Origin of the sequence: Microcoleus sp. M2_D5 (assembly GCF_036701935.1) — a bacterium.
In the GTDB taxonomy this organism is placed as follows: domain Bacteria; phylum Cyanobacteriota; class Cyanobacteriia; order Cyanobacteriales; family Microcoleaceae; genus Microcoleus.
In genome coordinates this window covers 1-21,503 of sequence record NZ_JAUBRP010000037.1, presented here as the reverse complement: position 1 = coordinate 21,503, position 21,503 = coordinate 1, and the positions used below count along the sequence as shown (strand labels likewise).

The following is a 21,503-nucleotide window of genomic DNA, read 5'->3' as shown; positions in this document are numbered from 1 at the left end:
ATAGAAGCAATCAGACACTGCTTTAGTCGGATAATATCAATAATCTCCAAAATCTTCCCCCCCCTTCCCCTTCAAACTCGCCAAAGGTAACGGTCATGTCAACTGCACAGATAACAAGCCCCAATTCCAATAATGGTTATGCCAAACAGTTACTCAGAACCTTAGTAGCTGTCAAAAAAGGGGACTTTTCAGTTCGGATGCCCATAGATCAGACCGGTCTAGCGGGGAAAATTGCTGACGAACTTAACGAAATTATCGAGCTCAATCAGAAAATGGCGGCCGAACTCGATCGCATCGGCACAGTTGTCGGTAAAGAAGGCAAAATCGCCCAGCGGGCCAGCATCGGCAGCGCCGAGGGTTCATGGGGAGCTAGCGTAAATTCTGTCAATACCTTAATTACAGATTTAGTGCAACCAACCTCTGAAACCGCCAGAGTAATTCGGGCCGTAGCAAAAGGAGATTTATCGCAAACCATCGCCCTAGAAATAGAAGACAGACCCCTCAAAGGAGAATTCCTCCAAACAGCGCAAATTGTTAACACAATGGTAGACCAGTTGAGCTCCTTTGCGTCGGAAGTAACGCGGGTGGCTAGGGAAGTAGGAACCGAAGGGAAATTAGGCGTACAAGCAGAAGTTAAAGGAGTTGCCGGAACCTGGAAAGATTTAACGGATTCAGTTAACTCAATGGCAGGAAATCTTACCGCCCAAGTACGTAACATTGCGGAAGTGACAACCGCTGTGGCAAATGGCGATTTGTCGAAGAAAATTACAGTAGATGTAAAAGGGGAAATTCTCGAACTGAAAAACACGATTAACATCATGGTGGATCAGTTGAGTTCCTTCGCATCTGAAGTAACCAGAGTTGCTAGGGAAGTAGGAACCGAAGGCAAATTAGGCGTGCAAGCTGAAGTGCGGGGAGTTGCCGGAACCTGGAAAGATTTAACGGATTCAGTTAACTCGATGGCGGGTAATCTTACCGCACAGGTGCGGAACATTGCCGACGTGACGACTGCTGTGGCAAATGGCGACTTATCCAAGAAAATTACCGTAGATGTTAAAGGTGAAATTCTGGAGTTAAAAAACACGATTAACATCATGGTGGATCAGTTAAATTCCTTCGCATCTGAAGTAACGCGGGTGGCGAGAGAAGTGGGTTCCGAAGGCAAACTCGGCGGTCAAGCAGAAGTTAAAGGAGTTGCGGGAACTTGGAAGGATTTAACTGATAGTGTTAACTTCATGGCAGGCAGTTTGACATCACAAGTCCGCAACATCGCTGAAGTGACAACCGCTGTGGCAAAGGGCGATTTATCCAAGAAAATTACCGTCGATGTGAAAGGGGAAATTCTTGAACTCAAAAACACCGTCAACACGATGGTTGACCAGTTAAATTCCTTCGCATCTGAAGTCACCAGGGTGGCTAGGGAAGTGGGGACGGAAGGGAAATTAGGCGTCCAAGCTGAAGTGCAGGAAGTAGCAGGAACTTGGAAAGATTTAACGGATTCTGTTAACTCAATGGCCGGGAATTTAACAGCCCAAGTTCGCAACATTGCTGAGGTGACGACGGCGGTTGCTAACGGTGACTTATCTAAAAAAATTACGGTACAGGTTAAAGGCGAAATTTTAGAACTGAAAAACACCATTAACGTGATGGTGGATCAGCTTAATTCCTTTGCATCTGAAGTAACCAGGGTTGCTAGAGAAGTGGGTTCCGAAGGTAAACTGGGCGGTCAAGCGGATGTCCGAGGCGTAGCAGGAACTTGGAAGGATTTAACGGATTCAGTTAATTTTATGGCGGGTAGTTTGACAGAACAAGTACGGAATATTGCGGCTGTTACGACTGCTGTAGCAAATGGCGATTTATCTAAAAAAATTACTGTCGATGTTAAAGGTGAAATTCTGGAGTTAAAAAACACTGTCAACACGATGGTGGATCAGTTAAATTCCTTCGCATCTGAAGTAACGCGGGTGGCTAGGGAAGTGGGAACAGAAGGGAAATTAGGCGTGCAAGCAGAAGTTAAAGGAGTTGCCGGAACCTGGAAAGATTTAACGGATTCAGTTAACTCGATGGCGGGAAATTTAACAGCCCAAGTGCGGAACATTGCGGAAGTGACAACGGCTGTGGCAAATGGCGATTTATCCAAGAAAATTACCGTAGATGTTAAAGGCGAAATTCTCGAACTGAAAAATACGATTAACATCATGGTGGATCAGTTGAGTTCCTTCGCATCTGAAGTAACGCGGGTGGCGAGAGAAGTGGGAACGGAAGGTAAATTAGGCGTGCAAGCTTACGTGCGGGGTGTGGGGGGAACTTGGAAAGATTTAACTGATAATGTTAACTTGATGGCGGGGAATTTGACGGCGCAGGTGCGGAATATTGCGGAAGTGACGAAAGCGGTGGCAAATGGCGATTTGTCTAAGAAAATCACCGTCGATGTTAAAGGCGAAATTCTGGAGTTGAAAGATACTATTAACGTGATGGTGGATCAGCTTAATTCCTTCGCTTCTGAGGTGACGCGGGTGGCGCGGGAGGTGGGAACTGAGGGTAAATTGGGCGGTCAAGCTGAGGTGAAAGGAGTTGCGGGAACTTGGAAAGATTTAACCGACAATGTAAACTCGATGGCGGGGAATTTGACAGCGCAAGTGCGGGGTATTGCTAAGGTTGTGACGGCGGTGGCGAATGGCGATTTGAAGCGCAAATTAATGCTGGAAGCTAAGGGAGAAATTGCGACTCTGGCAGATACGATTAACGAGATGATTGATACGCTGGCGACGTTTGCAGATCAAGTTACTACGGTGGCGCGGGAGGTGGGAATTGAAGGAAAATTGGGTGGCCAAGCGAAGGTTCCGGGCGCGGCGGGGACGTGGCGAGATTTGACGGATAATGTGAATGAGTTGGCGGCGAATTTGACTACTCAACTGCGGGCGATCGCAGAAGTGGCAATTGCTGTTACCAGAGGCGATTTAACGAGGTCAATTTCCGTCGCCACAGAAGGAGAAGTTGCGATCGTTAAGGACAACATTAACCAGATGATTGCCAATCTCCGGGAGACGACGCAGAAGAATACTGAGCAAGATTGGCTGAAAACAAACCTTGCTAAGTTCACTCGAATGCTACAAGGTCAGCGGGATTTAGAAACTGTTTCTAAACTAATTCTCTCTGAACTGACGCCGCTGGTTTCTGCTCAGCATGGCGTATTCTTTATGATGGAAGGTGTGGAGCACGATCCGTTTCTCAAACTGTTAAGTACCTACGCATACCGCGAGCGCAAACAGTTAGGAAATAGATTCCATTTAGGGGAAGGTTTGGTAGGACAGTGCGCCCTGGAAAAGGAACGGATTCTGTTGACGGAAGTGCCGGACAACTACGTTAAAATTGGATCGGGACTGGGAGAATCTACGCCGCTGAATGTCGTGGTTTTACCCGTACTATTTGAGGGACAAGTGACGGCAGTAATTGAGTTGGCTTCGTTCCGCCGCTTCAGCGAAATACACTTGACATTTCTCGACCAACTTACAGAAAGTATCGCCATTGTTTTGAATACAATTGCGGCGAGTATGCGGACGGAAGAGTTGCTGAAACAGTCGCAGTCTTTGGCAGAAGAGTTGCAAACTCAGCAAAAGGAACTAACGGAAACTAACAAGCGTCTCGAACAACAAGCGCAGTCGCTCCGCGCATCTGAGGAACTGTTGAAGAGTCAGCAGGAAGAGTTGCAACAAACGAATGAAGAACTAGAAGAACAAGCTGAATTGCTAGCGCTGCAAAATAAGGAAGTTGAGCGGAAAAACCGAGATATCGAACAGGCGAGGGGGTTGTTGGAAGAAAGAGCCGAACAGTTGGCTCTAACTTCTAAATATAAGTCGGAGTTTCTGGCAAATATGTCTCACGAGTTGCGAACTCCGCTGAATTCGCTGTTGATTTTGGCTCGATTGCTTTCTGACAATACTGAGGGTAATTTGACTCTGAAGCAAGTTGAATACACGCGCACAATTTATTCGGCGGGAACAGATTTGCTGGGGCTGATTAATGATATCTTGGATCTTGCTAAGATTGAATCAGGCACGATGTCGGTGGAAATTGAGCAAGTGTTGTTTGCTGACTTGCGAGATCATTTGGATCGAACTTTCCGCCAAATCGCCCAGGATAAGAAGTTGAATTTTCAAATAGAGCTTGAGGGTGGGTTGCCAAAAGGTCTCTATACAGATGCTAAACGCCTGCAACAAGTTTTGAAGAATCTCCTCTCTAATGCGTTTAAGTTTACAGAACGGGGTGAGGTGAAATTGCGTGTGGAAGTAGCGCGGGAAGGGTGGAGTTTAGAGATAGAAAGTTTAAGGAGTTCCCCTACTGTTTTGGCTTTCTCAGTTAACGATACGGGGATTGGGATTTCTGCTGAAAAACACAGGGTTATTTTTGAGGCTTTCCAACAAGCTGATGGTAGCACTAGCCGCAAATACGGTGGCACGGGTTTGGGTTTGTCAATTAGTAGAGAAATCGCTAATCTGTTAGGCGGAGAAATTAAGTTGACGAGTCGCCCTGGTGAGGGTAGTAAGTTCACGCTTTATCTGCCGCAAACTTACCAAGAATCGCGAGTAATGAATGATAGCGAATCGGGAACGGGCAAGCAAACGCCTCAATTACCCCCTGCTGTTTCTCCCGCACTTCCTTCGCCAAATTTCAACTTGCCGATCGCGCCTTATCCATCACCGGTTATCGCTGACGATCGGGAAAATGTCGAAGCCGGCGATCGCGTGCTGTTGATTGTCGAGGATGATGTAAACTTCGCTCGGATTCTGTTGGATATGGCGCGGGAACAGGGTTTTAAAGGTTTGGTGGCTTTGCGGAGCGATATCGGTTTGGCGATGGCGCGAGAGTTCAAGCCAACGGCGATTATGCTGGATCTAAATTTGCCTGTGATGGATGGCTGGACAGTGCTCGATCGCCTGAAGCACGATCCAAGTACGCGCCACATTCCGGTTCACATTGTATCAGTTGAAGAAGGGCGGCAGCGCAGTTTGCAGTTAGGGGCGATCGCGTACTTACAAAAGCCTGTCAGTCGCGAAGCTTTGAGCAACGCTTTAACTGATATTAAGGGGTTTGTGGAGCGGCCAGTGAAGAATTTGCTAGTTGTGGAAGACGACGAAACACAGCGTCTCAGTATTGTGGATTTAATCGGCAATCACGATGTTTCTACAACGGCTGTGGGGAGCGGTGCAGAGGCGCTAGCAACTTTGAAATCGGGGCATTTTGACTGTATCGTACTCGACTTGGGACTGCCAGATATGACTGGTTTTGAACTGATCGATCGGATCAAGCAAGAGGCTACTTTGAAAAGTTTGCCGATTATTATTTATACGGGCAAGGAGTTGACGAGAACCGAAGAAACTCAACTGAAGCGGATGGCGGAAACAATCATTGTGAAAGATGTGCGATCGCCAGAACGTTTGTTAGATGAAACAGCTTTGTTTTTGCACCGAGTTCAAGCAAATTTGCCGGAACCAAAGCGCCAAATGCTAGAGCAATTGTATCAAACAGATTCGACGCTGGCGGGCAAAACAGTCTTGATTGTTGACGATGATATGCGGAATATTTTCGCCCTCACAAGTATGCTGGAGCGCCATAAAATGGAAGTTGTGTATGCTGAGAATGGCAGAGAGGGCATTGCTAAATTGCAAAATACGCCTGAGATAAATATTGTGTTGATGGACGTGATGATGCCAGAGATGGACGGTTACGAAACCATGCAAGCAATTCGCAATATCCCTCAATTTGCTTCCTTGCCAATGATTGCTCTTACTGCGAAAGCTATGAAGGGCGATCGGGAAAAATGTATCGAAGCTGGTGCGTCTGACTACATTACCAAACCTGTGGATACGGAACAGTTGCTCTCGCTGCTGCGTGTCTGGCTTTATCGATAGTCATTAGTCATTAGTCATTAGTCATTAGTCATTAGTAAGCAGTGAACATTTGTAGGGTGCGTCGCTACCAACCATCCCAAACAAAAATCGACCATCGATGAGCGACGCACCTTACAGTTGACTGGCAGTGGACAGTTGTAGGGTGCGTCGCTACCAACCATCTCAAACAAAAATTGACCATCGATGAGCGACGCACCTGACTGACAGTTGACCTGTGACATTAACCAATTCCCAAGTCCCAATGCCCAATTCCCAATAACTAATTAAAAATGCCCGAAAGCCATGAACTTGAAACAATCGAAATTCAACTCCTACTAGAGGGAATGTTTCGCTATTACGGATTTGATTTTCGCAATTATGCTCTTGCCTCTCTCAAGCGCCGTATTTGGAACACTATTCGCTCGGAACGGCTCACCACTGTGTCTGCACTTCAGGAAAAGGTACTTCACAATCCTGCTTACCTAGACCGTTTACTGCTGGACATTTCTGTCAATGTAACGGCGATGTTTCGCGATCCCAGCTTTTACATTAGTTTCAGAAAAAAAGTGGTACCGCTGCTGCGTACTTATCCTTTTATTCGGATTTGGCACGCGGGATGTTCAACGGGAGAAGAAGTCTATTCTATGGCAATTTTGCTGCAAGAAGAAGGACTTTATGACCGTTGTCGGATTTACGCTACGGACATGAATGAATTAGTTTTGAAAAGCGCAAAAAGTGGGATATTCCCGCTCAAACAGATGCAAGAATATACGCAACTTTACCACCAAGCGGGGGGCAAGAGAGCGTTTTCTGAGTATTACACTGCTGCCTATGAAAATGCGATTTTTCGCTCTTCACTTAAAGATAATATTGTCTTTGCTCACCACAACCTAGCAACGGATAATTCTTTTAATGAGTTTAATGTTATTTTATGCCGTAATGTGCTGATTTATTTCAATTCACACCTCCAAGAGCGGGTACACAAGCTTTTTTATGAGAGCCTGGTAATGTTTGGGGTTTTAGGCCTGGGCCATCAGGAGTCTCTGATTTTTACACCTTATGAAAAATATTATGAAGCACTTGAAAGTAGTGATAAACTCTACCGAAGAGTTAAATAAAAAAAATTTTGAAATAGTGGTTGTGGGCACGTCTTTGGGAGGGCTAGAGGCTCTGACTGTGCTGCTGGCAGATTTGCCAAAAAGCTTTCCTTTGCCTGTAGTTATTGTCCAACACCGCCATAAGAGTTCTCAGAATAGGCTGACAGATTTTTTACAACAGCACAGCTCTCTCCCAATCACAGAGGCCCAAGACAAAGAGCCGATCGCACCTGGACGGGTTTACTTGGCTCCTGCTGACTATCACTTGCTAATAGAATCTCCCTGTGAGGAGGAGTTTAGCCTGTATGAAAACAACTTGACAGAATGGGGGAGCGTGGCAGTGGAGTCAATCCATAATTCAAAATCCCCAATTCCCAATCGCGTTTCTCCTACATTTGCACTATCAACTGAGGCTCCTGTCTGCTACGCGCGGCCCTCAATCGATGTGCTGTTTGAGTCGGCTGCGGATGCCTTTGGGGAGAAAGTTATCGGCATCATTTTAACGGGAGCTAATTCTGATGGCAGTGAAGGGCTGGCAAAAATTAAAGCTGAGGGAGGATTGACATTCGTGGAGGAACCGGCTTCAGCTCTATGCCCGACCATGCCAGCATCGGCGATCGCAAATGTTGAAGTAGACTGGATTTTACCCCTCTCTAAAATCGCTCCCTGTTTAGTCAATTTGCTAAGAATTAAAGATTAAAAAAAATTATGAATCAGCAGTCGCCCCATCGAGTAAATGTCCTTTTAGTTGACGATCGCCCAGAAAATTTGATAGCTCTAGAAGCTATCCTCAACAGCCCCTCTTATCATCTAGTACAAGCTAATTCGGGCGCGGAGGCTCTCAGATGTCTGCTTAATGAAGATTTTGCGGTAATTTTGCTTGATGTGCAGATGCCGGGAATGGATGGATTTGAGACAGCAACATTGATTCGCTCTAGAGATCGATCGCGAGCGACTCCGATTATTTTTATCACAGCATTCAGCAGTAATGACACCCACGTGTTTAAAGGTTATTCTCTGGGTGCGGTGGATTACCTCTTCAAACCCTTGGAACCGGAAATATTGACCTCGAAGGTGCAGGTATTTGTGGAATTGTTCCAAAAAACAGCCGAGGTGAAGCGGCAAGCAACACAGTTAGCTGCTGTTAATAGTGAACTAAGTAAAAGTGAAGAGCGGTTTCGCACTTTGTGTGCTTGTTCGCCGCTGGGAATTTATGTAGCTGACGTTGAAGGGCGCTGTACTTACATCAATCCCCGTTGTCAAGCAATTTGCGGGTTAACTTTGGAGGAAAGTTTAGCAGATATTTGGCAGCGGGAAGTTCATGAAGAAGATCGCGATCGCGTAGTTGCAGATTGGTTAGCTTGGATTAAAGAAGGCAAGGAATATTCTAACGAGTTTCGATTAGCTGGTAGCGAAACTGTGCGTTGGATTAATGTGCAGTCGTCGCCAATGTTTTCGGATTTGGGAAAACTGATCGGTCATGTGGGTACGGTTAGAGATGTCACAGACCGCAAGCAAGCAGAGGAAGAACGCGGTAGACTAATCCGCGAACAAGTGGCGCGGCAAGAAGCGGAGAGAGCTAACCAGATGAAGGATGAATTTTTAGCTATTCTCTCTCACGAACTCCGTACTCCTTTAAATGCGATTCTCGGCTGGTCTAGGCTGCTTCGTACCAAAACATTTGACCGAGACACTATAGAGAAAGCCCTAGAAACAATTGAGCGCAATGCTAAATCTCAATCTCAACTCATCGAAGATATTTTAGATGTTTCGCGGATTCTGCGGGGGAAACTAAATTTAAATAAGCATCCGATTCGGTTGGAATCTGCGATAAAGCTGGCAATAGATTCTTTGCAGCCGCTGACTGAGGAAAAATCAATAGTCATAGAATTAACGTGCAGTCCAAATGTAGGTGAAGTTATCGGCGATTTCGATCGCTTGCAGCAAATTGTGTGGAATTTGCTGTCAAATGCGATTAAGTTTAGTCCGCAAGAGGGTAAAGTACAGGTGCGCTTAGAGTCTGTTGGAGATGAGGCTCAAATTGAGATAATTGATAGCGGCATTGGTATTGAGCCTGATTTTTTGCCTTATGTTTTCGATCGCTTCCGCCAAGCTGATAGCAGCACAACTAGGTCTTACGGAGGTTTGGGCCTGGGATTGGCGATCGTCCGTCACTTGGTGGAACAGCACGGCGGTAAGGTGCAGGCAGAGAATAATCCGGGCGAGGGTGCGAAATTTACGGTGGCTTTACCTCTTGCACAGAGGAAGACCGGAGGTGCAGGAGATGCTTGGTCGGAACTCAATGACGGGACAGAGGTTCTACCCACTCTAACTAATTTGCAATTGCTGGTGGTGGATGATGACGATGATACGCGGGAGTTTTTGATTGCTTTACTCGAGGACGAAGGAGCTATGGTGCGATCGGCGGCATCGGTAGCCGGGGCTCTAGCTGCACTGGAGAGTTATTGGCCGGATCTGCTGCTGAGCGACATTGGAATGCCGGAAGCAGACGGCTACCAGTTGATCGGGCGCGTGAGAGAAATGGAAGTGCTCAGGGGTGGAAAGATGCCTGCGATCGCTCTGACGGCCTACGCGAGAGAGGAAGAGCGCCAGCAAGCGCTGGAAGCTGGTTTCCAGATGCACTTATCTAAACCAGTTGACATAAATAAGTTAATTGCCGCAATTGCTAACCTCACAGGAATGCTCGGAAATCCCGATCCAACTCACATCTTGCACCATGCTCAATAACAGGCTTTCGGGCCTGTTCCACAAAGATTAGATTTGATTGTGGGGAGTAGGGGTTGGGCAGGAGAGCCGGCCCGTGAAGGCTGATTGACAATAGTGTTCTTCGGTGATATCCAAGGGACTCGGCGGTTAAAACCGCTTTGTTGACCCAAAGCATCCAGGATACCCGCCACGCGATCGATCCGTCCAGAAATAAAAAACCTGTATCCGATGAAACTTGCCGAACGTATTTATTCGTGGGCTCTATGCTTCAATCTAAAATCTAAAATCTAAAATCGATTGACCCCCAATCCCGTGCCGATTACTGAGAAAAATATTAAGCTAGCTTAAAGGACACGCGATCGACAGTTCGGAACAAGACACCCGTTTTTCCACAAAAAACTGGATATTTGCCGTTTTTTTGCTTCAACCTGCCGTCAAAGTACAAAATTACCCGCCAATCAATTCATGAATATTTTTAGCAGTCTGCTTTCTAGCCCAACTCAAGCACCCCAAGTCAAAAAACAGCGTCGAGGCATTGAAATTAAGTCGGAACGCGAAATCGAAATTATGCGGCAGGCAGCGAAAATCGTTGCCACGGTACTCAAAGAAATTTCCCTAATGGTAAAACCGGGAATGACTACTGCTGATTTGGATGCTTATGCGGAAAAACGCATCCGTGCTATGGGGGCAACTCCGAGTTTTAAAGGCTATCACGGTTTCCCCGGATCGATTTGCTCTAGCATTAATAACGAAGTTGTTCACGGCATACCCAGTCCCAAAAAAGTAATTCGGGCAGGAGATGTTCTCAAGGTAGATACGGGGGCATATTATCAAGGTTTTCACGGCGATTCTTGCATTACGATCGCAGTTGTGGAAGTGACACCGGAATCGGCAAAATTAATCCGAGTCGCAGAAGAAGCTCTATACAAAGGCATCGAACAAGTGAAGGCTGGAGCTTATTTGCTCGATCTCGCTGGTGCGATCGAAGATCATGTCAAAAGCAACGGTTTTAACGTCGTTGAGGAGTTTACGGGCCACGGTGTCGGGCGAAATTTGCACGAGGAACCGTCGGTTTTCAATTTCCGCACGCGGGAAATGCCGAACGTGAAATTGCGAGCGGGCATGACATTGGCGATCGAACCGATTCTGAATGCGGGTTCTAAGTACACTCGGACGCTTTCTGACAAGTGGACTGCTGTAACGGTTGACAATGCTATGTCGGCTCAGTTTGAGCATACTGTGTTGGTGACAGAAACCGGCTATGAAATTTTGACCGATCGTTCCAAAGTTTAAGGGGAAAAAAAGACAATAGTTTTGAGTTTTGAGCTAAAGTTTTTATTCTGTAGGTTGGGTTGAGCGATGGCGAACCCTACGCTTCGCTCCGCCCAACACCTTATTTAAAATGAAGATTTGGGCGGAGCGAAGCGTAGGGTTCGTTCCTCAACCCAACCTACAATATTTACACTATTAAGAAGGTAACAGAGATGTCAGCACGATTATTATTGGTAGATGATGAACCGGGCTTGCGGGAAGCAGTACAAGCTTATTTGGAAGATAGCGATTTTGCGGTTGAGGTTGCCAGTAATGCTCGCGATGGGTGGGAACTCTTGCAGCAGACTAATCCCGATTTGGTGATTTCAGACATTATGATGCCCCAGGTGGACGGTTATCAATTTCTCAAGCAAGTGCGGGAAGATCCTCGCTATAAGGCTTTGCCGGTGGTATTTTTGACGGCTAAGGGGATGACGGGCGATCGTATTCAAGGCTATCAAGCAGGCTGCGATGCTTATCTTTCTAAGCCCTTCGATCCCGACGAATTAGTAGCAATAGTAACCAATTTGCTGGCCCGCCGCGCGGCTGCTAAGGAGACAAGCGAAAATCCTGAAAGTCCCGATATTGCTGCTTTGACAAGCCAAATGGCGAGAATTGAGTCTTTGCTGAGCGGGCGGAGTTCGATCGCCCAAAGTCCTTCGCCGATTAAAATTGATTTGACTCCGCGAGAACAAAGTGTTTTGGATTTGGTTGCTCAAGGTTTGATGAATAAGGAAATTGCCCGCCGCTTGGAAACTAGCGTGCGGAATGTGGAAAAGTACGTCAGCCGTTTGTTTAGCAAGACGGGTACTAACAGCCGTACAGAGTTGGTTCGCTTCGCTCTCGAACACGGCTTGACGAAATAGGAGTCCTCTCGACTTGGCTGGAGGCTGTGGCTCGCCGAGCTGCGTTACCAGGCTCTTCCTGGTAACGAGAATTATGCAAAAAATTAGAAATGTTAAGATATAAGTATTGACAGATATCCGGTGGCTGTGGTATAGCACATCAGCTTGCTGGTGGCAGCGCGGGTGTGCGAAAACGGGTGTGCGAAAACGGGTGTGCGCGCGATCGAACTTCTCACCCACTTTGCTTTGAGTCTGAGATAAACACTCGCAAACACCGGGGAATTACTTAGCGGGAAAACCTGACTGTTTAAGAGTTTTCACGTAGTAAATAGAAAGGCAAACACTTGACCGGATATGCTCGGTTCAGCAAACTTGCCACAAACAGTCACAGATAAGGTTATATCCTGTGGAAAAACAAGCCACTATTAATTACAGTCCTGGACGCACTCCTACAAAGAAACCGGGTTTTTTACCGAATTTACGGTGTGTAACAAAGTATTTCGTAAAAAAACCCGGTTTCTGGGCCCCAATGTAAAATTTTAGACCCTAGTTAAAGCTCTCAGATTCATCTGTGGAGTCAATCTAAAATCTAAAATCTAAAATCGACTGAGAGCCCTCTCAAGTAGCCGCAGATGTTGAATGTATAGCAGCACCAAAGTTGAGGTTATATCAGGAGGATACCATGAGGAAAATCACGGCGCGGCAAACAATAAGTGCCATAGTAGCACTGCCGATCGTACTAATAGCCAATACAACTCAAGCTTTAGCCACTGATACCGGCCAGAAAATAGAGCCAATTAAGAAAGTTTCGGATTTTGGCGATGAGCTAGATTTTGATATTGGGCCACCAACAACAATTAGCATTGAAGAAAGCGAGGATTGGGATGAACCTGATTTTGCAGCTACTTTAGATATGGAGATTAGTAAATTTATGACCAAAAATCTTCAAGCTGTAATTGATGAGCCGCCCCCGGTAGTTTATCTCAGTGCTGCAAGGGGTCAGTCAAGCAAGGAATGCCGGATTTCAGCGATATGCGAATAACTGAATCGGATTTGTGCGATTTGGGCGATGGCTGGGAACCCCGCAAACAAAGACTCTTTTTCTGAGTATAATTTGAGCAATCATCAAGATTTCAGTAAAATTCGGTTGATTTTGCTGGGAATATGCGAATAACAGAGTATGTATTTTTTTGGGTATGCTTTAATTGCGATCGGCTAAAATAATAAGTATGCAGGCTGAAATAAACTTAACTAATTGATATTTCCTAGTGAGTGAAAATCGCCCAAAAGGGCAAAAATAAAATTAATCATGTGATTCTTCGCTCTGATTGGCAAACGTAAAAACGGGTAAAAGTAAATTTAGAGCAACCCCAAAACGGTTAGGACGTTCTTAATTAGACTTTCCCCCTAGCGTCCATCCGTTACATCCGTTACATCCGTTAAATAATCCGTTGCCGAACTTTCTTTCCTCGGCATTTGACAGCACCTATCCTGAGAAAGTTTTTCAAAAATTAATTATGATTAATTCGCACTACCAGCAAGAAACCGCAGCACAGCAAAACCAAAGTTCGCTGCAAACTCTCTCCCGGACTCTCTCGATGTCTCAGGGGCAATTTTCGCTGATTTTGGTACGGTGCAATTACAGTGCTATGAGAGAGGAAATTGTAAGGCAATTGCGGGAGGAGTCTGGGATCGAGATTCGAGAAATTGTCCTTCCGCCATCTGTTAAAACTCTTTACACGACGATAGAAACCAAAATTTCCTGCAGCCATCCGGCAGCTTTAATGGTGTTTGGATTGGAATCGGTAAGTGCGATCGATCGCCTGCTGACTTCTACCAACTATGTGAGGGAAGAATTTCGGAATAATTTTCCCTTCCCGGTGGTGCTGTGGGTGACAGACAAAATCTTAAAAAAACTGATTCGGTTAGTAACAGATATCGAAACTTGGACGACAAGTGTTGAATTTGTGATGGGCCCGGACGACTTGGTAGATTTTTTGGGCAAAAGTGCCGATCGCATTTTTTCCAACATTTTAGAAACCGGCAATTGGCGTTTAACTAATTCTGCCATTCTCGGAGCCAATTCTTTGAGTGAATTAGAGTCAGCTACCCAAGACTTGCAAACTTGCAACATCAGGTTAGAACCAGCTATTGAAGCGAGTTTGCAATTTATTGGCGGTAGGCACGAATATGCTTGTCACCGTATCCCGGCTGCTCTGGAATTGTATCAAAAAAGTCTCAAATTTTGGAAGTATCAAGTACCCTTTATTGGACAAAAAACAGAATTTAGCGATTTGTTGTTTACCGTTCACCCGGCACCAGTGTTAGAGGGAGTTTTGCTATTCCACATCGGTCTTTGCTACCGCTTCCAAGCAGAAAAACACCGCAGCGGCAACCGTCCTTACTGGACGGAAGCTAAGAATTATTTTCAGGAATGTATTGATGTTTTAGAACGCGTGGGGCGGCCGGATGCCGTGGGTATATTCATCAATCAACTAGGCGAAGTATTGCAGCATTTAGAAGATTGGGATGCACTCTGGAATTTAGCCATAAAAGCTCGGAGGTTACATGAAAATATGGAAAATTCAGCAGTTAATTTGGCTCAAAATTACGGCTTTTTGGCTAGAGTAGCCTTAGAGCAAAAGAACTGGCAAGGGGCGAAAGAATGGGCTTTAACCGCTCTAGACGTTCTCAACTCGAATTTAGAAGCGATCGCACAGGGAACGCCTGTAAAGTCGCAGCATCAAGGCTTGTATCTGTTAATTTTAGCAGAGGCTCAGAGTCAGTTGGGTGAGGTGCAGGAGGCGATCGCGCATTTAGAGCAGGCTCGCTCGGAAACCGAACCTTGCTACAACCCGCAACTGTACTTGCGGGTTTTGGAAATGCTGCGATCGCTCTATTTTCAGCGGGGAGAATATCTCGAAGCATTTCAAATTAAGCAAGATTATCGATCGGTGGAACACACGTATCGGTTCCGAGCTTTTATTGGGGCCGGAAAGTTGCAGCCGCACAGAGAAGCGGTTAATTCCGTCGCCGAAACTATTGCAGGCGCTGCTACTATTGCTGACGAAATTACAGCTTCCGGCAGAGAGGAAGACCTCAACCGCTTGATATATAGAATGAACAATACCCCAGACAAACTGACAGTAATTTACGGTCAGTCTGGAGTTGGCAAAAGTTCCATTGTCACGGGAGGATTAGTACCAGCTCTCAAACAAAAAAAAATAGAAATGCGGACTGTTTTGCCCGTAGTGTTGCAAGTTTACAACAACTGGCCGCGGGAATTGACCAGACAGTTATCTGCTGAGAAAGCTGAAATATTCGATCCGGAAATTGCCGAAGCAGTACCAGAAACTGCTTTGGTAGATTTCCCAGTAGAAGCAAGCTTAGTCAAGGGAAATCTTATTTCGGGATTGCACGGTGGCTCGGCTGGGAATAATGAGGAGCAAAGGGAGCAGTCACAGCCAGTAGAATTTATCATACAACAACAGGCGATCGAATACGAAAACATTATCAAGGATCTGCAAAGAAATTCAGAACATTTAGTGACTGTTCTGATATTTGACCAATTTGAAGAATTCTTTTTCGTGTGGAAAGAGCCAGCGGAAAGACAAATATTTTTTGATTTTTTGCGGGAATGCTTGAAAATCAAATATTTAAAAGTCGTCCTGTGTTTGCGAGAAGATTACCTGCACTATTTGCTGGAGTTTTCCCGACCAAAACACCAGACAGGATTCGTTAACAATGATATTTTGGAGGACATTCTCAGCAAAAACATTCTGTTTTATTTGGGGAATTTTTCGCTGCTAGATGCGCGATCGGTAATTCGCACTTTAACTGAGCGATCGCAGTTTTACTTAGAACCAGAACTGATCGAAGAATTAGTCAAAGATTTAGCTGGAGAATTGGGAGAAGTCCGCCCGATCGAACTACAACTTGTCGGCGCTCAACTGCAACAAGAGAACATTAGAACTTTAACTCAATATCAGGAACTAGGCAACAATCCGCAACAAAAATTAGTCGAAAGATTTCTCGAAGAAGTCATCAAAGATTGCGGCCCGGAAAATGAAGTAGCGGCGCGCCGAGTTTTGTATTTGCTGACAGATGAAGAACAGATTCGTCCCCTAAAAACCCGCGCCGAATTAGCCTCAAATTTAGCGACATTTGCTGAAGCTGACAAATTAGATTTAGTCTTAGAACTGTTAGTAAACTCTGGTTTAGTTTTTCGGTGGACGGAACTGCCGGCTGAGCTTTATCAGCTCGTTCACGATTATTTAGTTAGCTTCATTCGGCAGCAGCAAGAATTAGATCAAAAGGCAGAATTTGAGGAACTGCGAAAGCAAAATCAAATTAACCGAGATGAAATCGAACAAATTCGCAAAGACAGAGAGCAAGATGCTTTGCTGTCCGAAGCTAGAGACAAACAGTATCAAGCGGAAGCTCAACTTTACCAATCTCGGAGATGGCAATTGCGGGCGGCGGTTGTAGGAGTGCTTGTACTCGCAGGTGTTTCGGGCATGGCATTCGAGCAAGCAAAATTAGCAGAAAGCGCGCGACAAGAAGCAGAAACCAGTCGGACTGATGCCCTAAATTCTGCGTCGGAAGCTTTGGTGCTTTCTAATGAAGAAAATCAATTAGGAGTGTTGGGAAATAGTATCAAAATCGGTCGTGATTCTCTCAAAAGTACAGCGCTGCCTGTGAACACTAAAAATCAAATTGCTGAAAGACTCAGACAAGCAGTTTCCGGGGTGCAAGAAGGCAACCGTTTCGAGCAGCACAGCAAGTTTGTTTTGGATGTGAGTGTCAGTCCCGACGGCAATTCAGTTGCTTCGGCAAGTGCAGATAAAACTGTTAAATTGTGGAGCAAAGAAGGTAAGTTATTAAAAACTTTCAATCACCCGGATAGCGTGACGAGTGTTAGTTTTAGTCCCGATGGGAAAACGATCGCGACTGGTTGTGCCGATCGCACAATTAGAATTTGGCAAGTAAATAACGACAAAAGTGCGAGTGGCATTTTATCCGGCCACCGCGATATCGTCACCAGCGTCAGTTTCAGTCCCGACGGCAAAACCCTAGCTTCCGCCAGTCACGACAACACCGTCAAAATCTGGAACCTTGCGAACAAAAAATTGCTGCAAACCTTAACGGGACACAAAGACTGGGTACTCGGCGTCAGTTTCAGTCCCGACGGCCAAACAATTGCCTCAGCAAGCGTTGACAAAACTGTCAAACTTTGGAACAGAGAAAATAAAACGCAGAAATTTAGAATTAATCCCAAAACATTAACCAAACATTCTGACATTGTTTACAGCATTAAGTTCAGTCCCAACAGTCGAGAACTCGTCTCAGCAAGTGCCGACACCACAGCCAAAATTTGGAACCGAAACGGTGAGGAAATCAGAACTCTCAAAGGACACAACGATGAAGTTGTCAGCGCGACTTTCAGTCGCGACGGCGAAAAAATTGTCACCGGCAGTGCAGACGATACGGTGAAAGTTTGGAGTCGCAGCGGCACTTTGCTCAACACTTTTCGAGGACATCAAGACGACGTGAGGGCCGTAAGTTTCAGCGGCGACGGCACTATTGCTTCCGCAAGTAAGGACAAAATAGTGAAAATTTGGAAACCGGACAGCACTCCGCTGAATAAGATTTTATCGGGACACGGAGACTGGGTTTACAAAGTCAGTTTTAGCGCTGACGGCAAAACAATTGCTTCTGCTAGCGGGGACAAAACAGTGAGACTTTGGCGCACTGACGGCAGTTTATTCAAAACCTTAGAAGGTCACAAGGATTCTGTTACCTGGGTGAGCATTTCGCCTGATGATAAAACTGTTGCTTCTGCCAGCGATGACAAAACGGTGAAAGTCTGGAGTTTAAACGGGAAACTGTTAGATACTCTCAGCCACAGCGGCATTGTTAAAAGCGTGAGTTTTAGTCCAGACGGAAAGATAATTGCCGCCGCAAGTGCCGATCGCAAATTGTACCTCTGGCGCTGGAACGGTGCTAAAGCAACTTTGTTTGCAAAACTCGATCACACCAATCCAGTAATTAGCGTTAGCTTCAGTCCCGACGGCAAAACTATTGCTACTGCTACCGCTACTGAGGACAAGGCAAGCGGGAAGAAAAAGGCTTTTGAAATTACCGGAGAAAAGAGAGTTTACCTGTGGCAATTTAACGGTTCGTCGGCGAAAATCATGAAAACTCTCGACCACCAAGATAGCGTTAAAAATGTTAGTTTCAGTCCCGACGGGAAGACTATTGCTGCTGCTTGCGCTGACCAAAAAGTTTACTTGTGGGAGTTTGATGGAAAGGTGGCAAATTTAACTGAAAAACTCGACCACAGCGATACTGTAGAAAGCGTGAGTTTTAGTCCCGACGGCAAGTTGATTGCGGCGGCGAGTGGGGGAAATACTGTTAAGCTGTGGGACTTTGACGGCAAGAAGGCGCTGCTATCTAAGACTTTGGAATCGAGCGATCGCGTGTTGAGCGTTACTTTTAGTTCTGATAGCAAAACTCTGGCTTTTGCTAGCAGGGATAGAAGTGTAATTTTGTGGGCTGTGGAGAATTTGGAACTGAATAATATTATTGCTCGCAGTTGCGAATGGTTGGGAGATTATTTGCAGAATGACCCGAATGTTGCTGAGGGCGATCGACTGCTGTGTCTTGGGTTTGGGAAGCAGGCATTAAATAAGAGGAAATAAACCGTAAGCTAGGACGGGCTAGAAGCCCATCCCACAAAAATAATTTTTTCTTGTGGGTAAGCTAGGACGGGCTAGAAGCCCATCCCACAAAAATAATTTTTTCTTGTGGGGAGTAGGGGTTGGGCTTCTAGCCCGCCCGAAAATTTAATTAAAAGGACTTTTGTAAGATAAGATGGCGGTTGAAACCGCCGGGTATTTTTAAAACATCTATCTATTGACTAATTTTTTGTGTTGTAAATTTGCAGTAAATTAGACTAATAAACTTAACAGCACATCAACCCGCAATTCCAACAAAAGGTAAACCGCATGGATGTCAACTCCCAAAATGTGCAACCCCTTCCGCCCTTCAACGAGACAAACGAGGAAACACCAGAGATAGGTGGCGGTTTGCCCGTAATAGAATATTGGGCAGAACATACATTGTCCCCGGAAGGGCCGAAACTTTGGAAAACTTTGCTGCACAAAAGTGCTTGTTTGTCCTGTTCTTGGGGCACTGGCGGGCAGAAAGGAGGTTTTACAAATGAAGAGGGCGAAAAACTTCAGCGCTGCATGAAAAGTGTGGAAGCAATCTCCGCTGAAATCAAACCGGCTATCTCAACTCAATTTTTTGAACAGCAGAGTATTGCACAACTCCAGCAATTAACTTCAATGGAAGCCGACAGGTTGGGAAGGCTGAGTTTTCCGATGATTTTGCGGGCTGGTTCATCTCATTACGATCGCATTTCTTGGGAAGAAGTTTATCAAATTGCCGAAGCTGCGTTTCGCAAAACCCCCGAAAGAGTGGCATCTTACAGTTCCGGCCGTTCTTCCAACGAAGCGGCTTTTCTGCTGCAATTGATGATGCGGGCGATGGGTTCCAATAACTTAGCAGATTGTTCCGATCTCTGCCACGCTCCCTCGACAACTGGCTTAAGCGAAATGTTTGCTACCCGCACCTCGGTAGTGAGTCTAGAAAACTTGAAGCAAGCAGATTGCGTCGTGCTCGCGGGCAGCAATTCTTCCTACAACCATCCCCGCTTGATGAACGAATTGATTAAACTTCGCGACAAAGGCGGTAAAATAATTGTAATTAACCCGGTGATGGAAATCGGCTTAGTCAAGTTTGGTTCTCCCGCATTTCCTGTCAAATCGCTCATCCCCGGTTCCGATATTTCCTCCTTATACTTGCAACCTATTCCCGGCAGCGATACGGCGCTATTTGTCGGAATTCAAAAGTCTATAATCGAACAAGGATTGCTGGACGAAAAATACTTACAAACTTATACAGAAGGCTGGGAAGCAGTAGTACAGCACGCCCGCGAAACCGATTGGGAAACTATTACTAAAACCTGCGGAGTTTCCCAAGCAGAAATTGAGGCGGCAGCCAAAATTATCGGCACGTCCCAGCGGGTTGTATTCGGTTGGGCGATGGGAATTACCCAACACGATAACGGTGTAGATAACGTTTTCAGCATCGCCAATACGGCTTTGATGACTGGAAATGTCGGCAAAGAAGGGGCGGGATTAATGCCGGTGAGAGGACACTCAAACGTCCAAGGATTCGGCTCTATGGGCGTCACTGTGAAGCTGAAAAAAGAAATTCAACAAGCTTTGGAAAAGTTATTGAATCGTCCCCTGAGCTCTGTTAAAGGTTACGAAACTCGATCGCTCATTGAAGCAGCAGAAGCAGGCAAAGTTGATACCCTAATCTGTCTGGGCGGTAATTTGTACGGGGCAAATCCAGATTCAACGCAGGCAAAACAGGCTTTAAGCAATGTTGAAACCGTTATCTACCTCGCAACCAAACCGAATTTAGGGCATTTTCACGGATTGGCAAAGCACAATACAATTGTGATTCCGGTGCTGAATCGCTTTGAAAACCCCCACAAAACAACGGTGGAATCTGGCAATAACTTTGTGCGTTTAAATGATGAGGGCGAAACTCATCTCCAGAATTCGGATTTGATTCCTGAAGTGCATTTTTTGACAGAATTAGCCAGCAGAATTCACGGCGATTTTCCAGTGGATTGGCGCAAACTTCAAGACACAAAATACGTTCGTCAATTGATTGCACAAACGATTCCAGGCTATGAAAAACTAGCGACAATTGATGAAACAAAAGAGGAATTTACCATAGGCGGTCGCATTTTTACGGAACCTAAATTCCCTACAGAGTCTGGGAAAGCGAAGATGTTTGTCACGCCTTTACCTAAGCTGAAATTACCGGAAGCGAAAGAGTTTGGAGTATCGGAATCAACACAGGGTATTGTTGTGGCATTGATGACGGGACGCAGCTATTCTCAGCACAATACTGTGGTTTACAAAATTGATGACAAGTACCGGGGAATGCCGCACCGCAACTGCATTTTGATGAATCGCGCGGATGCAGAAAGCACGGGTTTGCAAGAACATCAGCGGGTTACGGTGCAGGGAAATGCGGCGAAAATGGAAAATGTCGAGGTGATTTACGGGGCGGTTCGTGAGGGTGCTGCTTTGATGTTTTATCCTGAAGTTAATGTGATTTTTCACCCGGAGATTGAAAAGCGATCGGGCACGCCTGCTTACAAGCGCGTACCTGCTTTTGTTTATGCGGAAGTATAGAATATCTTACACCATTCTCAAGAACAGGCTTTTCGGCCTGTTCCACAAATTACACCATTCTCAAGAACAGGCTTTTCGGCCTGTTCCACAAATTACACTATTCTTAAGAACAGGCTTTGCGGCCTGTTCAACAAGGGGTTAATTTTTTGTGGGTGGGCATCTTGCCTGCCCATATGCAAGTTTTAATTAACTCTTAATTTGCAAAGTTCTACTGCGCCAAGTCCACCCCCAACCGGTTTCAGTTTGAATCGCAGAACCGATCGCAATTGCGGCCACTAAGGATCGCGAATTAAATAACTTACAATTTTAATTGTTATTGTGGGATGGGCGTCCCGCCCGTCCTTAAAAGAC

The 21,503-nt window shown here is 45.7% G+C and carries 9 protein-coding genes; all 9 read left to right on the top strand.

What is annotated here, in order from left to right; translation table 11 throughout:
• The first annotated feature begins 95 nt into the window (after nucleotides 1-95).
• Entirely contained in the window at nucleotides 96-5,912 is a 5,817-nt protein-coding gene (locus tag QUA50_RS16735; RefSeq protein ID WP_333265162.1) for a HAMP domain-containing protein, read from the top strand.
• A gap of 269 nt (nucleotides 5,913-6,181) precedes the next feature.
• Nucleotides 6,182-7,009, top strand: coding sequence for a protein-glutamate O-methyltransferase CheR (locus QUA50_RS16730; protein ID WP_333259689.1), 828 nt, complete (start codon nucleotides 6,182-6,184; stop codon nucleotides 7,007-7,009).
• Nucleotides 6,981-7,688 (top strand): chemotaxis protein CheB, encoded by a 708-nt coding sequence (locus tag QUA50_RS16725; RefSeq protein ID WP_333208406.1) that lies wholly within the window; start codon nucleotides 6,981-6,983, stop codon nucleotides 7,686-7,688. The genes QUA50_RS16730 and QUA50_RS16725 overlap by 29 nt, the downstream gene beginning before the upstream one ends.
• Before the next feature lie 8 nt (nucleotides 7,689-7,696).
• A complete protein-coding gene (locus QUA50_RS16720; protein WP_333265161.1) occupies nucleotides 7,697-9,736 on the top strand; it encodes a response regulator in 2,040 nt (679 codons plus the stop codon).
• Between the two features lie 444 nt (nucleotides 9,737-10,180).
• The gene (map, locus tag QUA50_RS16715) at nucleotides 10,181-11,008 is read left to right on the top strand and encodes a type I methionyl aminopeptidase (RefSeq protein ID WP_333265160.1); all 828 of its coding nucleotides are present in this window, start codon (nucleotides 10,181-10,183) and stop codon (nucleotides 11,006-11,008) included.
• Nucleotides 11,009-11,199: 191 nt separating this feature from the next.
• A complete protein-coding gene (locus tag QUA50_RS16710; protein ID WP_333265159.1) occupies nucleotides 11,200-11,892 on the top strand; it encodes a response regulator transcription factor in 693 nt (230 codons plus the stop codon).
• A 661-nt stretch (nucleotides 11,893-12,553) separates the two neighbouring features.
• On the top strand, nucleotides 12,554-12,913 hold the full coding sequence (locus QUA50_RS16705) for a hypothetical protein (RefSeq protein ID WP_333265158.1): 360 nt from the start codon (nucleotides 12,554-12,556) through the stop codon (nucleotides 12,911-12,913).
• Nucleotides 12,914-13,388: 475 nt separating this feature from the next.
• Nucleotides 13,389-18,572 carry an nSTAND1 domain-containing NTPase gene (locus QUA50_RS16700; RefSeq protein ID WP_333265157.1) on the top strand — a complete coding sequence of 1,728 codons (5,184 nt, stop codon included), beginning with the start codon at nucleotides 13,389-13,391 and terminating at the stop codon, nucleotides 18,570-18,572.
• Nucleotides 18,573-18,878: 306 nt separating this feature from the next.
• Nucleotides 18,879-21,152: an FdhF/YdeP family oxidoreductase gene (locus tag QUA50_RS16695; RefSeq protein WP_333265156.1), complete on the top strand. Its 2,274-nt coding sequence runs from the start codon at nucleotides 18,879-18,881 to the stop codon at nucleotides 21,150-21,152.
• Nucleotides 21,153-21,503 lie beyond the last annotated feature (351 nt).

Coding starts and splice junctions, on each gene's coding strand:
- QUA50_RS16735 (WP_333265162.1), top strand. CDS start 96: ATGTCAACTGCACAGATAACAAGCCCCAATTCCAATAATGGTTATGCC.
- QUA50_RS16730 (WP_333259689.1), top strand. CDS start 6,182: ATGCCCGAAAGCCATGAACTTGAAACAATCGAAATTCAACTCCTACTA.
- QUA50_RS16720 (WP_333265161.1), top strand. CDS start 7,697: ATGAATCAGCAGTCGCCCCATCGAGTAAATGTCCTTTTAGTTGACGAT.
- map (WP_333265160.1), top strand. CDS start 10,181: ATGAATATTTTTAGCAGTCTGCTTTCTAGCCCAACTCAAGCACCCCAA.
- QUA50_RS16710 (WP_333265159.1), top strand. CDS start 11,200: ATGTCAGCACGATTATTATTGGTAGATGATGAACCGGGCTTGCGGGAA.
- QUA50_RS16705 (WP_333265158.1), top strand. CDS start 12,554: ATGAGGAAAATCACGGCGCGGCAAACAATAAGTGCCATAGTAGCACTG.
- QUA50_RS16700 (WP_333265157.1), top strand. CDS start 13,389: ATGATTAATTCGCACTACCAGCAAGAAACCGCAGCACAGCAAAACCAA.
- QUA50_RS16695 (WP_333265156.1), top strand. CDS start 18,879: ATGGATGTCAACTCCCAAAATGTGCAACCCCTTCCGCCCTTCAACGAG.